Origin of the sequence: Verrucomicrobium sp. BvORR106, from assembly GCF_000739655.1 — a bacterium.
GTDB lineage: Bacteria > Verrucomicrobiota > Verrucomicrobiia > Verrucomicrobiales > Verrucomicrobiaceae > Verrucomicrobium.
Window position 1 is genome coordinate 14,180 of record NZ_BATR01000027.1, and the last position, 14,555, is coordinate 28,734.

Annotated in this window: 10 protein-coding genes; 8 read left to right on the plus strand and 2 right to left on the minus strand. The window is 63.1% G+C overall.

Annotation, left to right across the window (positions count from 1 at the left end; translation table 11 throughout):
• Window positions 1–156 precede the first annotated feature (156 nt).
• Window positions 157–1,650: a neutral/alkaline non-lysosomal ceramidase N-terminal domain-containing protein gene (locus BV106_RS04645; protein WP_038161225.1), complete on the plus strand. Its 1,494-nt coding sequence runs from the start codon at window positions 157–159 to the stop codon at window positions 1,648–1,650.
• Between the two features lie 108 nt (window positions 1,651–1,758).
• On the opposite strand, the gene BV106_RS38110 is transcribed toward BV106_RS04645, so the two are convergent.
• On the minus strand, window positions 1,759–2,034 hold the full coding sequence (locus BV106_RS38110; RefSeq protein ID WP_265595340.1) for a helix-turn-helix transcriptional regulator: 276 nt from the start codon (window positions 2,032–2,034) through the stop codon (window positions 1,759–1,761).
• A gap of 57 nt (window positions 2,035–2,091) precedes the next feature.
• Window positions 2,092–2,496 (minus strand): PAS domain-containing protein, encoded by a 405-nt coding sequence (locus BV106_RS38115; RefSeq protein ID WP_265595341.1) that lies wholly within the window; start codon window positions 2,494–2,496, stop codon window positions 2,092–2,094.
• An 89-nt stretch (window positions 2,497–2,585) separates the two neighbouring features.
• Here BV106_RS38115 and BV106_RS04655 point away from each other — a divergent pair, with 89 nt between their 5' ends.
• The 7 genes from BV106_RS04655 (at window position 2,586) to BV106_RS04685 (ending at window position 14,541) form a co-directional block, all read left to right on the plus strand.
• Window positions 2,586–3,689, plus strand: a complete 1,104-nt coding sequence (locus tag BV106_RS04655) for a cis-3-hydroxy-L-proline dehydratase (RefSeq protein ID WP_038161229.1) — start codon at window positions 2,586–2,588, stop codon at window positions 3,687–3,689.
• 12 nt (window positions 3,690–3,701) lie between these two features.
• Window positions 3,702–4,802 carry a sialate O-acetylesterase gene (locus BV106_RS04660; protein ID WP_038161232.1) on the plus strand — a complete coding sequence of 367 codons (1,101 nt, stop codon included), beginning with the start codon at window positions 3,702–3,704 and terminating at the stop codon, window positions 4,800–4,802.
• Between the two features lie 80 nt (window positions 4,803–4,882).
• Window positions 4,883–7,105, plus strand: a complete 2,223-nt coding sequence (locus tag BV106_RS04665; protein ID WP_038161235.1) for a c-type cytochrome — start codon at window positions 4,883–4,885, stop codon at window positions 7,103–7,105.
• Window positions 7,102–8,577 (plus strand): hypothetical protein, encoded by a 1,476-nt coding sequence (locus BV106_RS04670; RefSeq protein WP_038161238.1) that lies wholly within the window; start codon window positions 7,102–7,104, stop codon window positions 8,575–8,577. The genes BV106_RS04665 and BV106_RS04670 overlap by 4 nt, the downstream gene beginning before the upstream one ends.
• A 150-nt stretch (window positions 8,578–8,727) precedes the next feature.
• Window positions 8,728–10,806: a prolyl oligopeptidase family serine peptidase gene (locus BV106_RS04675; protein ID WP_051945070.1), complete on the plus strand. Its 2,079-nt coding sequence runs from the start codon at window positions 8,728–8,730 to the stop codon at window positions 10,804–10,806.
• 41 nt (window positions 10,807–10,847) lie between these two features.
• On the plus strand, window positions 10,848–12,098 hold the full coding sequence (locus BV106_RS04680) for a sialate O-acetylesterase (protein WP_038161241.1): 1,251 nt from the start codon (window positions 10,848–10,850) through the stop codon (window positions 12,096–12,098).
• Between the two features lie 10 nt (window positions 12,099–12,108).
• Entirely contained in the window at window positions 12,109–14,541 is a 2,433-nt protein-coding gene (locus tag BV106_RS04685; RefSeq protein WP_038161243.1) for a DUF6288 domain-containing protein, read from the plus strand.
• The last annotated feature ends 14 nt before the right edge of the window (window positions 14,542–14,555 follow it).

Consider the following 14,555-nt stretch of genomic DNA (forward strand, 5'->3'; position numbering starts at 1 on the left):
TTCCACATGGCAAGATAGCAAGCGCACGATTTCGACGAGTTCGCCATCAAGCTTGGCTGAACAATTTTGGCGCAGCCGGAAGGAAAACTCCGCGCATATTCGTTGAGAAGCGCTGATGACGACTCGCTCGATCACCTTCTTCTCCCAGCATTAGACATGAAGCCGCCCAAGATTCGCCCCCAACGTCTGTTCATCGTCACCAACTTGTGTCTGGCATTTGCATCACTGGGTCTTGTCGGTGCCGAGACGCCCGGTGCGCTGGTTTTTCGAGCAGGCGCGGCCACGAGCAACATTACGCCAGCAATTGGTGCCGACCCGAAGATTCACACAAGTCGCCCGCCAGCGACCCACGTCCATGACGAGCTGCACGCCCGGAGCCTGGTGCTCGATGACGGTCAGGCCAAGCTGGCGTTCGTCGTGTGCGACCTGCGGCACATTTCTGCTGAGGTCGCCGAAGGTGCCAAGCGGATCATCGAAAAAATGACCGGCATCCCGCCGCAGTGCGTCGTCATCTCCGCAACACACACTCACACCTCGGGCTGTGCGAAGCTGGAACAGCGGGAGGGCGAGCCCTACTACGATTACAGCGCCTTTCTGACCCGCCGGATCGCCGAGGGCGTGCTACGCGCGCACAACCAACTCGAACCGGCACAGGTCGCCTGGGGCGTGGCCGAGGAGCCGACGCAAGTTTTCAACCGCCGATGGTTCCTGGTGCCCGGTAGCCGCACGGTTTATGGTGCGCACGACAACATTGAGCAGGTCGATACCAACCCCGGTTACAAAGGCCTGCTGCGGCCCGCCGGGCCTGTTGATCCGCAGATCACCTTCCTTTCGGTGAGAGCGGCCTCGGGCAAACCCATTTCGTTGATGGCATCGTATGGGCTGCACTACGTCGGCGGCGTGACGGAGAACACGATCTCGGCGGATTATTTCGCGATCTTCGCCGACCGCGTGGGTGAATTGCTCGGTGCTGACCGGCATCAGGATCCACCGTTCGTCGGCATCATGGCCAACGGCACCAGCGGCGATGTGAACAATCTGGAGCGCTACTCCGATGAAGAGCTGGCCAAGCGCGGGCCGCAGCCAAAGAAACGGTATGAGCCTTTCGAAAAGGCCCGCGAGGTGGCGCATCTGTGTGCGGACAAGGTGATGGCGGCTCACAAAACGCTCAAATGGCACGATCACGTGAAGCTCACGTCGCTGCAACGAACGCTCACTTTCGAACGCCGCTACCCGACGAAGGAGGAGGTCGAGTGGGCGCAGTCGGTCAAGGCCAAACGGATCAAACCCATGGGCACCAGCCGCTACAGCACCTACAGCACGGTGCTCGCTTATGCCTCGCCGGAGATGCCCCCGACGCTCGACGTCATCGTGCAGACGCACCGCATCGGCGACCTGGCCGTGGCAGCAATGCCCTTCGAGGTGTTCGCGGAGATCGGCCTGGAGTTGAAGCAGCGCAGCCCGATCCGGCCTCTGATGAACATTTCCATCGCCAACGGCTCGCATGGCTACCTGCCGACACCCGCTCAGCACAAGCTCGGCGGCTACGAGACATGGATCGGCGTCAACAAGGTACAGCTCGACGCCTCGGTGAAGATGGTGGACGCCTTGGTCGAGATGCTCGGCGAACTACACAAAGAGAAGCCATAGTCCGCTGATGCTCGCGAAATTTCCTCGACCGATCTGGAGTCGGCCCTGTTTGATGCGCTCGCGGTAGCGCGGGCGGTTTAGTCTGGCCTCTCCGTTGTGACGTCCCATCTACCCTGCGCGGAACTGCGTCGGCGTCACGCTCGACACGGCGCGGAAGGCGCGGGTGAATGCGCTATGGTCATAGAAGCCGCACTCGTGCGCGATCTCGGCGATGGAGCGCTCGGTTTCGCGGAGGAGGCGCGAGGCGGCGGCGATGCGCGTTTTTGAAATAAGCTGGATCGGAGTGATCCCGAAGATGCGCTTTATGATGCGGGCAAATCTCGCGGTCGGGAGCTTCGCGATGCGGGCAAGCTCGGCGGGCGTGAGGGGGTCGGCATAGCCCATCTCCAACCGTGCAAGTGCGGCGGCGACGCCATCGGGAATCTCTTGTGCCGCGACGGGCTAGCGCACATCCTTCGAAATGCCGATGATGCCGGTGACGGCACCCGTGGAGTCGCAGATGGGCAGCTTCGTGGTAAGGCACCAGACGGGCTTGTGCGGCGAGTACCATTGGAGTTCAAGGCGCTCGATGATGGGGCGCCCGGTGCGCAGCACGTAGGAATCTTGCTCGCTCGGGATGCGCCCGAAGTCGCCGGGACACACATCGCACGGGCGGCGTCCGAGCATCTGCGATTTGTCACGAAAGCCGTGGCGTTCGACAACGGAGCGGTTCACTACAAGATAGCGGCCCGCCGCGTCCTTGATGAAAAATGCGATGTCCGGCGTGTGATCGAAAAGTTGCTCCAGCAGCCGCATACTCACGCCGGGTGCGGCAGCGTGGAGGGCGGCGATTGTGCTGAGTTTCATGCGGGGGTGCTTTTCCGCGCCAAGACGAAGCAGTGTGCGGCGGCTAATATTCCAGCGAACCTGAGTCAGCCAAGTGTTTTCTCCTTCGCATGAAAATCACCCGCATCCTCGCCTACCGAGTGGAGCTTCCGCTTCACGAGACGACCTATCGATGGTCGGGCGGAAAATCCGTGACGGTCTTCGACAGCACCATCGTCCGTGTGGAGACGGACGCGGGCATCGTCGGCCACGGCGAAGTGTGCCCGCTCGGACCATTTTATCTGCCCGCGTATGCCGAGGGCGTGCGCGCTGGGCTGCTTGAACTCGGGCCGCATTTGCTCGGCGAAGATCCGCGCCAGCTCGCGAAGCTGAATCATCGCATGGACGCGGTGCTCAAAGGCCACCCCTATGTGAAAAGCGGCGTCGACATGGCGTGCTGGGACATCCTCGGGCAGTTCGCCGGAATGCCTGTGTGCGAGTTGCTCGGCGGGCGCTTCGGGGAGAAAGTGCGGCTCTACCGGGCCATCTCGCAGGAGTCGCCCGAAGAAATGGCGGCGAAGGTCGCGGGCTATCGCGCCGAAGGCTACACGCGCTTTCAACTCAAGGTCGGCGGCGATCCGGACACGGACATCGCGCGCATTTTCGCCGTGGCGGAAAAGCTCCAACCCGGCGACCGCCTCGTCGCCGATGCGAACACCGGCTGGGTCCAGCACGAAGCCGTGCGCGTGGCAAAAGCCGTGCGCGATGTGGACGTGTATCTTGAGCAGCCTTGCCTCACCTACGAGGAGTGCCTGGCCGTGCGGCGGCAGTGTACGCACCCCTTCGTGCTCGATGAAAATGTAGACGGCCTCGAGATGCTTCTCCGCGCCAAAAGCGACCTCGCGATGGACGTGGTGAATTTGAAAATCAGCAAGCTCGGCGGTCTCACGCGCATCCGCCAGGCCCGCGACCTCTGCGTGAGCATGGGCATCGCGATGACTCTTGAAGACTCATGGGGTGGCGACATCGCAACGGCGGCCATCGCCCATCTCGCGCACAGCACGCCGGAGGAGTTCCGTTTCACGAGCACGGATTTCAACAGCTACGTCACCATCTCGACGGCGGACGGTGCGCCACAGCGTGTGGATGGCTTCATGTCTGCCAGCACTGTGCCCGGCCTCGGCATTACGCCGAAGATGGACGTGCTCGGGAAGGCTGTTGTCGTCGTCGAATAACCCACCATCACGATGAAACTCATCCTCGCCATTTGCATCCTTGCTACGGGCAGCGCGTCCTTTGCACAAAAAGTAGAACGCCCCGATGACAAACCCGCCGATCAGACGAAGAAGGTGAAGGTCTTCATCCTTATGGGGCAGTCGAACATGGTCGGCATGGGCGACATTGAGCCAGCAGACAAACCCGGCACGCTCACCACGCTCACGAGGACCGAGAAGAAGTATCCCTATCTGCTCGACGATGCGGGCCAGTGGACCGTGAGGAAGGACGTTTTCTACTACGATGCGCGGGTAAAAAAGGGCGGCCCGCTCACCGCCACATCGAACGGCAACGCCATCGGACCGGAGCTGGGCTTCGGCTTTGTGATCGGCCAGCTTCTCGACGAGCCGGCACTCATTCTGAAAAGCTGCATCGGCAACCGCAGCCTCGGTTGGGATCTGCTGCCGCCGGGCAGCGAGCGATACAAAGCAGAAGTCACCGAGCGCGACGGAACAAAGGTCACGAAGATCTTTGCCGGTTACAAGGACATGCCGAGTTCTTGGCCAATGGACGAGGCCAAGGGACTCGCGACCGAGCCGCCGCCGACGGTAGATAAGAAGACCGGCAAGCCCATCGAATGGTATGCCGGAAAACAATACGACGATGACATGACAAACGCGAAGAAGGCGCTCGCCGACCTCGCGAAAATTTACCCCGGCTACAAGGGCCAGGGCTACGAAATCGCGGGCTTCGTGTGGTGGCAGGGAAACAAGGACCAGAACGCAGCCCACGCGGCGCACTATGAGCAAAACCTCGCGCGCCTCATCCCCACGCTGCGCAAGGACTACGCCGCACCAAACGCCAAATTCATCCTCGCCACCGGCTGCGGCTTCACCGGGCGCGAAGGCTTCGGCCTGCAAATCTCTGAAGCCCAGCTCGCCATCGGCGACGCGAAGAAGCATCCCGAGTTCGCCGGCAACGTGAAGGCCGTGGATTCACGCGACCTGTGGCGCGAGGCGGACGTTTCGCCGAAGAACCAAGGTTACCACTACAATCGCAATGCGGAGACATATATGGAAGTCGGCCTGCGCCTCGGCTGGGCGATGGGGGAGCTGCTGGCGGAGAAAAAATGAGCTACGCAGCAACCACAGATCCTGCCCCTCCCACCCCTGGAATTCATGCCGTCCGCACTTCTCGCCCCGCTCGCAACGCCATGAAGCATTCCATCCTCTGTTTTCTGGCAACCCTCATGCTCCCTGGCGGCCATGCGGAAGCGGCAGAGCCACCGGTCGTCGGGGGGCTGACGCACCCGGGCGTGGAGAAACTCGCGGGCGCAGTGTTGGTGAGTGAGCTGAGTTGTGCGGCTTGTCACGGGACAAAGCAGGCGTCTTTTGCAGCGAAGATGGGGCCAGATTTGTCGGTGGTTGGAGCGCGAGTGAACGGGGTGCATCTCCGGCAGTTTATCGCGAGTCCGTCGGGTGTGAAGCCGGGGACGACGATGCCGGATGTGCTCGCGCACTTGCCGGAGGAGGAGCGCGCGGGAACGGCGAATGAGCTGGCGCATTTTCTTGCGTCGCTGGGCAAACCGTTGGCGGAGGCGCTACCTGCGGCGGAGGCGGTGGAGCGCGGGCGGAAACTGTATCACTCGGTCGGCTGCGTGGCGTGTCACTCGCCGGAGAAGTCGCTGCCCGGCTCGGTGCCGCTCGGGCCGTTAGTGGGGAAATATACGCTCGCGAGCCTCACGGCATTTTTGCAAGACCCACTCGCGGCACGGCCCAGCGGGCGGATGCCGGACTGTCATTTGGAGCATTTCGAGGCGGAGGACATCGCGAACTATTTGCTGCGCGAGCAAAAGGCTGCGACGGAAGTTTTCCAACCCGACGCAGCGCTCGCAGCGCGGGGGAAGGTGCTCTTCACGCAACATCGATGCGACGCGTGTCACAGCACGGGTGAAAAGGTCGCGCCACCTGCGCTGCCTGAATTGAGCAAGGTGCGCGCGGGCGAGGGTTGTTTGTCGGAGCAGCGTGGAGCTTGGCCGCACTACCTGCTCTCGGCCGCGCAGCGTACGGCGATGCAGGCGGCGCTCGCGGACGAGGCAAAAGCGTGGGAGCCGGCAGCGATGGTGCAGCTCACACTCGCGCGGCTGAATTGTATCGCGTGCCATCAGCGCGATGAACTGGGCGGCGTGGCGAGCACCCGCAGCGGATACTTTACCGGAAGCGAGGAGAGCCTCGGCGAGCAGGGCCGCATCCCGCCGACGCTCACAGGCGTGGGCGCGAAGCTGAAGACCCCGTGGCTGCGCGAAGTGGTCGCCAACGGTGCGGGCGTGCGGCCTTCCCTGAACACGCGGATGCCGAAATTCGGCACGGTGAACACCGAGCCGCTCGTCGCATGGCTGAAGCAGATCGACACTCTGCTGCCCGCAAAATTCGAGCGCGTGCCGCACGCTGCGAAGCCGGACAACGTGGGGCGCCAACTCGCGGGCACGAAGGGCTTCAACTGCATCGCCTGCCACACTTTTCGCGGACGGAAGGCAGCCATCGGCGGGCCGGAACTCACCACCATGACGGAGCGCCTGGAGGAGAGCTGGTTCCATCACTTCCTCGCGCAGCCGCAACGATTTGCGCCGCTCACGGTCATGCCCGGATTTTGGCCCGATGGAAAATCCCTGCTGCCCGATGTGCTCGGCGGCGACCCCGGCCAGCAGCGCGATGCGCTCTGGCAATTCCTTGCGCGCGGCCCCGAGGCGGGCGAACCCGCCGGGCTGGTGCTGGAACCGCTGGTCCTGGAGGTGCGTGACGAGGCCATCATCGTGCGCCGCGCCTTTCCCGGGATCGGCAAGCGCGGCATCGGCGTCGGTTACCCCGGCGGCATCAACCTCGCCTTCGACGCCGCGCAAATGCGCCTCGCGAGCGTATGGAGCGGCGGCTTTATCGAAGCCTCCGGTCTCTGGCGCGGCCAAGGCTCCGGGCAGGCACGCATCCTCGGCAAAGACACGGTAAATTTCCCGGCCGGTCCCGCCTTCGCGGTGCTGGATTCACCGGCGGCCGCGTGGCCTGTGCTCGACGCGACGCCAGGAAAATCGCCGTTCGCTTTCAAAGGCTACACCCTCGACGCGCAGCAGCGCCCCACTTTCCGCTACGTTGCCGGGGGCTTTACCGTGGAGGATGCTTTCATCGAACGCCGCGACGCCGCCGGAAAGATCTTCCTCGAACGCACTCTGAAAATTGCCGCTCCGTCCCCCGGACTGTACTTTCGCGTGGCGGTGGAGAAACTCATTGAGCCGCGCGGCACGAACGAATTCGCCATCGGGAAAAATCTTCTCATCCGTCTGCCCGCCGTGCCGCTCCTCCGCGACGCGGATAGCGCGAAGGAACTCCTGTTGCCAGGGAGCGCGGAGATGAAGATCGAATATCACCTAACTGCCACGCCATGAGCCGTCGCCTTCTCATCCTCCTCTGCCTGCTTCCCATCGCCGCTGTGGCGGAGGACTTCGGCGACACCTGGGGCACGGCGGAGCGGGAGGCGGCGTATTATCGGCTTGTGGATGTTCCGATGCCGGACGGCGTCTATGTCGAGGCGGGCAGCTTCGTTTCGCTCCCGGATGGGCGGCTGGCGGTGGGTACGCGGCGCGGGGAGATTCTGTTGTTCAGCGGCGTGGAGGATGAGCGTCCGCGTCCGCGCGTTGAGCGGTTTGCGAGCGGGTTGGATGAAATACTGGGGCTGGCTTGGCGTGACGGGGCGTTCTTCGCCACGCACGCGACGGAGGTCACTCGCATCGCGGATACAAATGGCGACGGACACGCGGACCGTTTCGATACAGTGAGCGATGCGTGGGGCTTCGGGCATTACCACGAGTTTGCGAGCGGCTCGAAGTTTGATGACGCGGGGAATCTCTACGTCGCGCTCGGGCTTTCCGAGTCCTACAACTCGAAGGCGCTGTTTCGCGGCTGGGCGCTGAAAATAACACCAGACGGGAAAACCATTCCTCTTTGCAGCGGAATTCGCAGCCCGCTGGGCGTGGGCGCTAATGAGAGCGGCGAGATGTTTTACGCGGAGAGTCAGGGGCCGTGGAATGGCTCGTGTTCGCTGAAGCATCTGCGGCCCGGCGGCTTCATGGGGCATCCCATCAGCTTCAACTGGTATCCCTTTGCGCCGAACATGGGCGCGGCACCTGTGATGCCGAATTCGCCCTCGCGCATGGAAGTGGAGCGCAAGCGCGTGAAGGAACTCGTGCCGTACGCAGTGGTGTTTCCTTACAAGAAAATGGGGCGCTCGATTACCGGCTTCGAGGTGTGCCGTGCGGGCGGAAAGTTCGGGCCGTTCGACAATCAGATTTTCGTCGGCGACTACACGCTCAGCATCGTGATGCGCGCCACCACGGAAAAAGTGAACGGCGTATGGCAGGGCGCATGCTATCCCTTCCGCGAAGGACTCGGCACCGGTCTGCTCTCAGTGCATTTCATGCCTGACGGCAAGCTCATCACCGGCGGAACGAACCGCGGTTGGCCGGTGCGCGGCATGAAGGACAACCTGCTCCAGCGCATCGACTGGACCGGGCGCACGCCATTCGAGATTCTCGACATCCGCGCGCAGCCTGACGGCTTCACGCTGCGCTTCACACGTCCCGCCGACGCTGCGCAAGCTGCGCGCCCGGAGAGCTACACGCTGGAGAGCTACACGCACATCTATCAGCAAGGCTACGGCAGCCCTGAAGTGGACCACGCGCGCCCGACCATCACCGCCGCCGAAGTCTCTCCCGACGCAATGAGCGTGCACCTGCGCGTGCGCGGCCTCGTGCAAGGCCACGTCCACGACTTTCACCTCCCGGACTTCAAGTCGCGCGACGGCGAAACCCTGCTCCACGACCGCGCCTACTACACGCTGAACGAAATTCCAAAACCGTGAAGCACATCCTCGCGCTCATCACGCTCCTTGCTCCTGCCCGCGCGGAGTGAAAGAGGAAGAACGGCTGGCCTGGTGCGTGGCCGACGCCCGACCTGAGTCCACCGCCAGCAAACCATGACACGACTACTGCTCTTCTCACTCGCTCTCACCATGTCCATCGCTGCCGCCGTTCTGGTCACTGAAAAGAAAACCGTCACCGACGAATACCACGGCGTGAAGGTCGTGGATGAGTATCGCTGGCTGGAGGAGACCGGCTCGCCGGCAGTGAAGGCCTGGACGGACGCGCAGAACGAATTCTCGCGGGCTTGGCTGGATGGGCGCGCGGAGCGGGCGGGCATCAAGGCGAAGCTCAGTGCTCTTTATGCAAAAGACACGCCTTCACACGGCGGGCTGGTGTCGAGAGCGGGGCAGATTTTCGCGCTGAAATTCCAGCCGCCGAAGCAGCAACGGCTGCTCGTCACCCTGGCGTCGGCGCATGATCTGGCATCGGAGCGCGTCGTGCTCGACCCGAATGAACTCGAACCAAAGGGACAGGTCGCGATGGATTGGTTCGTGCCGTCGCCCGATGGAAAACTCATCGCTGTCTGCCTCTCGGAGCACGGTACCGAGGATGGCACGCTGCATTTTTTCCGCACGGAAACCGGCGAGCGTCTGCCTGACCGCATCGCCCGCGTGCAGTATCCGACGGGCGGCGGCAGCGCGGCGTGGACCCCAGACAGCAGCGGCATTTTTTACACACGCTATCCGCACCAGGGCGAGAGGCAGGAGGCGGACCTGAACTTCTTTCAGCAAATCTATTTCCACAAACTCGGCACACCCGCCGGGTCCGATGAATACAGCGCCGGACGCGATTTCCCGCGCATTGCGGAAATCGAGCTGGAGACTTCCGATGATGGGCGCTGGCTGCTCGCGACGGTGGCGAATGGCGACGGAGGGGAGTTCGCGCATCACATCTGCGAGGCGAAGGGCGGCGGGGCGTGGCGGCAACTCACGCGGCACGAAGACGGCGTGAAAGAGGTCGTGTTCAGCCACGATGGCACCGCGCTTTTTCTGCGCTCGGTGAAGGACGCGCTGCGCGGAAAGGTGCTACGGATGTCGGCAACGGGTGTGCTGGGCGACGCGGTGATGGTCGTTCCGCAGAGCGATGCCGTCATCGAGGGCATCACGCCCACGGCGCACTTTCTTTTGATCGCGGACATGCTCGGCGGGCCGTCGCGGGTGCGGCAGTTCACGCTCGATGGGAAGGATGAGCGCATCCTCCCGCTGACCGAGGCTTCGGGCGTCGGCGGGATGCTCGAAGCGGAGGGTCGCATCCTTTTCCGCCAGACGAGCTTCGTCGCGCCTTCCGCGTGGATGAGCTACGACCCGGCCAGCGGCGTGCTGAAAAAGACCGCGCTCTATAATACGTCGCCCGTGGATTTCAGCGACATCGAGGCCGTGCGCGAATTCGCCGTGAGCAAAGACGGCACGCGCGTGCCCGTGAACATCCTGCGCCGCAAAGGCATGAAGCTCGACGGTAGCAATCCCGCGCTGCTGTACGCCTACGGCGGGTACGGACACTGCATGAGGCCGGTTTTCGATTTCGAGAAGCGTCTGTGGTTCGACCGCGGTGGTATCTACGTCGTCGCAAACATTCGCGGCGGCGGCGAATACGGCGAGGAGTGGCATCTCGCAGGCAACCTCACGCGCAAGCAGAACGTCTTTGACGACTTCGCTGCGTGCGCGCAGCACCTCATCACGCGCGGCTACACGCGCCCGGAGAAACTCGCTGTCGAGGGCCGCAGCAATGGCGGCCTGCTTATGGGCGCATTCCTCACCCAGCACCCCGGGCTCGCCCGCGCCGTTGTCGCGCACGTCGGACTCTACGACATGCTCCGCGTCGAATTGGACCCGAACGGCGCTTTCAACGTCACCGAATTCGGCACCGTGAAAGACGCCGAGCACTTCCGAGCGCTGTACGCCTACTCGCCATTTCACAACGTGAAGGACGGCACAATGTATCCCGCCGTCTTCTTCCTCGCCGGCGAAACCGATGGCCGCGTGAACCCAGCGCACTCGCGGAAAATGACCGCCCGCCTGCAAGCTGCTACGTCTTCGGAGCACCCCATTCTCGTCCGCCTCAGCTCATCGTCCGGTCACGGGATGGGCACCGCCCTCACCGAAAAGATCGCGCAACAAGCCGACGTCTTCGCCTTTCTTTTCGACCAGCTCGGGATGTCGGAGAGGTAGCTGCATTTTCGTTCGCCCGCCCCACAAAAAATCATCAACACATGAAACTCATCCCCACACTCGTCGCGCTCACGATCATCTGCGGCCACGCCTTCGCCACGGAGAAGAAGCCGCTCAAAGTCTTCATCCTCGCAGGGCAGTCGAACATGGAGGGGCACGCGAAGATCGAAATCTTCGACTACATCGGCGATGACCCGGTGACAGCGCCGCTTTTGAAAATGATGCGTGGCGCAGATGGGAAGCCGACGGTGTGTGAGGGCGTGTGGATTTCGTATCTCACCGGCAGATACGATGGCAGCGCCAATGGCGAAGGGCTGGGCAAGCTCACGGCGGGCTTCGGAGCTCGGGGTGACAATCCCACGAACGACGGAGGAAAAATCGGGCCGGAGTTTACGTTCGGGCTGACGATGGATGCGGCGCTGGCGGAACCGGTGCTCATTATCAAGACGGCCTGGGGTGGGAGGAGTCTGCACACAGAGTTCCGTCCGCCGAGCGCGGGGCCGTATGAGTTGAGCGCCTGGCAGAAGGAGAACTACCCGAAACAAGAGGGCCACGGCATCCCAAAGGACTTTGAAAAGTGGAAGGCCGACAAGGTGAAGGAAACCGGCGTGTTTTACCGCTTCATGATCGAGCACGTGAAAAGGGTTCTCGCCGACCCGAAGCGCGTTGTACCTGGCTATGACGCGGCGCAGGGCTACGAGCTGGCCGGGTTTGTCTGGCTCCAAGGCTTCAATGACATGGTGGATGGCCACACCTATCCCGCGCGCGGCAAGCCCGGACGCTTCGACCGTTACAGCGAGTTGCTTGCGCATTTCATCCGCGATGTGCGGCGCGATGTGGGTGCGCCGAAGATGCCCTTCGTCATCGGAGTGATGGGCGTCGGCGGCCCCGATGCAGACGTGGATACACAAGAGTTTCGCAAAGCGATGGCGGCACCGGCAGCGCTGCCGGAGTTCGCGGGCAACGTGACCGCCGTGGAGACCGCGCCATTCTGGTCGGAAGAGTTGGAGGCGATTGATAAGAAGCGCGAGAAGGTGCGGCAAATGCGCCAGTTCCTCGACTCGAGGCATAAAGACCACGCCAACGCGGATGGTGCGATGACCGAGGAGCAGAAGCGCGAGTATGTGAAAAAATTTGAGAGTGACCTCATTTCCCCCGCAGAAGTGGCGCTGTGGCAGCGCGGCGCGTCCAACGCGGGCTACCACTACTTCGGCTGCGCGAAAACCTTCGCGCTGATGGGCAAGGCCTTTGCCGAAGCCACGCTCCAGATGATGAAACTGCAAAAGCGCTAACCCACTTCCGATGAAAAACTCACTCGTCACTCTCGCCCTTGCGGTCATGCTACCCGTGTCAGGCTCTTGCTTCGCTGCGGGCAAAAACGACTCGGCTGCGCTGCCCGACTTCACCAAAGGCGACGGCAAGCCGGCCGACGCGAAACATGACTGGACGCTCGGGCCGACGGGCGCGCGCGGGTGGTATCACACGGCCAGCGGTCACTCGCGGCTGACACGGCAGATTTTGGTGACGTCGGTGGCGAAAGGCTCGCCGGCGGAGGCGGCGCTGGAGAAGGGCGATGTCATCCTTGGCGTGGACGGTAAAAACTTCTCCGACGATGCAAGGCACCTGCTCGCCGGTGCAATAGCTGCGGCGGAGTCGGAGAAGGGCGGCGGCAAGTTGCGGCTGCTGCGCTGGCGGGCGGAGAAGTCGGAGGTCGTAGAATTGAAGCTGCCGGTGTTCGGCACTTTGAGCGCCACCGCGCCGTATGACTGCGCGAAATCGCGGCGCATTCTCGAGCTGGGCAGCGCGTCGCTCGCGAGTCGCATGGCCGCGCCGAATTACTTGCGCGGACTGAATGCGATTCCGCGTTCGCTCAATGCGCTCGGACTGCTGGCCAGTGGGAATCAGCAGCATCTGCCGCTCATTCAACGCGAGGCGAAGTGGGCGGCGGACTTCACGACCACCGGATACTTGTCGTGGTATTACGGCTACTTGATGACGTTCCTCGGCGAGTACGTCATCGCTACCGGCGACCAATCCGTGATGCCCGGCCTGCAGCGTCTCGCGCTCGAAACCGCGCGCGGTCAGAGCGGCGTCGGCACTTGGGGGCACCGTTTCGCCGAAGCGGGTGGAAACCTGAGCGGTTACGGCGCGATGAATCAGCCCGGCCTCAGTCTCACCATCGGCATGGTGCTGGCACGCGAAGCGGGCGTGAAGGAGCCGGAAGTGGATCGTGCCATTGCGAAGGCCGCCGCTTTTCTCCGCTGGTATGTCAATAAAGGCGCGGTGCCCTATGGCGACCACCTGCCATTCCCTGCACACGAGGATAACGGCAAGTGCGCCGCTGCCGCCGTGCTCTTCGACCTGCTCGGCGACCGCGAGGCTGCGGAGTTTTTCACGAAGATGTCCACTGCCGCTTACAGCGAGCGGGAGCGTGGGCACACGGGCAATTTCTTCAACTACACGTGGGCGCTGCAGGGCGTCGCGCGCGGCGGCCCGCTGGCCACCGGCGCGTATCTCCGCGAGCAGGCGTGGTATTACGACCTCGCGCGTGGGTGGGACACTGCCTTCGTCTATCAGCCGTCGCCCGTCGGCGAGGAGGAGAGCCACGTCTACGCTGGCTGGGACTGCACTGGCAGCCACCTTCTCGCCTTCGCCCTGCCGTTGAAAAGCCTGCGCCTCACCGGCAAAAAGCCGTTCACCATCGCGCCGCTCAACGCCGATCAAGTCTCCGAAGTCATCGCCGCCGGGCGCGACTTCGCCTACCGGGGCGACACGGACCGCTACGAGCAGCGCACCTCAGAACAACTCCTCACCGACCTCACGAGTTGGTCGCCCTTCGTCCGCAAACGCGCCGCTGCAGCGCTTGGCAAACGCGAGGGGGATTTCCTTGTCACGTTGCAAAAAATGCTCGCCAGCAAAGACCGCGCCGCCCAGTACGGAGGCTGCGAAGCACTCGGCGCACTCGGCAAACGCTCCGATGCCGCCGCGCCGCAACTCCGCGCGGCGCTCAAAGACGCCGACCCATGGCTGCAATGCCTCGCTGCCAAAGCCATCCCCGCGCTCAGCCCCACCGAACGCCGAGCCAGCGTGAGCGACCTGCTCGCCCTGACCGTGCGCGCGAATCCGGCAGACCCGCGCCGGCACGCGTCGCTCGCCGCCAGCCTCGCGCTTTTCACCAACTACCCCGGGGAGCGTGGCCCCCGCAGCATCCTGGCGGATTCGCTCGAAGGCGTAGACCGCGAGCAGCTTTACCCTGCACTCCGGTCGCTACTGAAACACGAGGACAGCATCGCCCGCGGAACGGCTGCGAGAAGCTACAACAACCTCACCGACACCGACCTGGTCGAACTGCTGCCTGACATCGTGAAAGCCATCGAACGCATCGCGCCCAGCAACGAAATGTTCGCCGATGGCGTGCGGCTCGCCGGACTCGACATCCTTTCCCGGCTCCACATCCGTGAAGGCATGGCTCTCTGCGTCTCCACCATCGAGCCCGACCGCTGGGGCGAGCGCAACCGCAGCAGAGAGTGCCTCGGCTACCTCAAGCGCTACGGCACCCACGCCAAACCGCTGGTCCCAAAGCTCCATGAACTCCGCACCTACCTCGCTACCGTCAAGAAAGTCCCTTCCGAGAACTTGAAGCAATTCGATGAACTCGTCACGGCCATCGAATCGAGCAGCGAATCTCCCACCATCGTGAGCCTGGAGGATTTCAAGGCCCGTAGAAGACCATGAAGTCTCCAGGTCGC

Coding starts and splice junctions, on each gene's coding strand:
- BV106_RS04660 (WP_038161232.1), top strand. CDS start 3,702: ATGAAACTCATCCTCGCCATTTGCATCCTTGCTACGGGCAGCGCGTCC.
- BV106_RS04655 (WP_038161229.1), top strand. CDS start 2,586: ATGAAAATCACCCGCATCCTCGCCTACCGAGTGGAGCTTCCGCTTCAC.
- BV106_RS04680 (WP_038161241.1), top strand. CDS start 10,848: ATGAAACTCATCCCCACACTCGTCGCGCTCACGATCATCTGCGGCCAC.
- BV106_RS04665 (WP_038161235.1), top strand. CDS start 4,883: ATGAAGCATTCCATCCTCTGTTTTCTGGCAACCCTCATGCTCCCTGGC.
- BV106_RS38115 (WP_265595341.1), bottom strand. CDS start 2,496: ATGAAACTCAGCACAATCGCCGCCCTCCACGCTGCCGCACCCGGCGTG.
- BV106_RS04670 (WP_038161238.1), top strand. CDS start 7,102: ATGAGCCGTCGCCTTCTCATCCTCCTCTGCCTGCTTCCCATCGCCGCT.
- BV106_RS04675 (WP_051945070.1), top strand. CDS start 8,728: ATGTCCATCGCTGCCGCCGTTCTGGTCACTGAAAAGAAAACCGTCACC.
- BV106_RS38110 (WP_265595340.1), bottom strand. CDS start 2,034: ATGGGCTATGCCGACCCCCTCACGCCCGCCGAGCTTGCCCGCATCGCG.
- BV106_RS04645 (WP_038161225.1), top strand. CDS start 157: ATGAAGCCGCCCAAGATTCGCCCCCAACGTCTGTTCATCGTCACCAAC.
- BV106_RS04685 (WP_038161243.1), top strand. CDS start 12,109: ATGAAAAACTCACTCGTCACTCTCGCCCTTGCGGTCATGCTACCCGTG.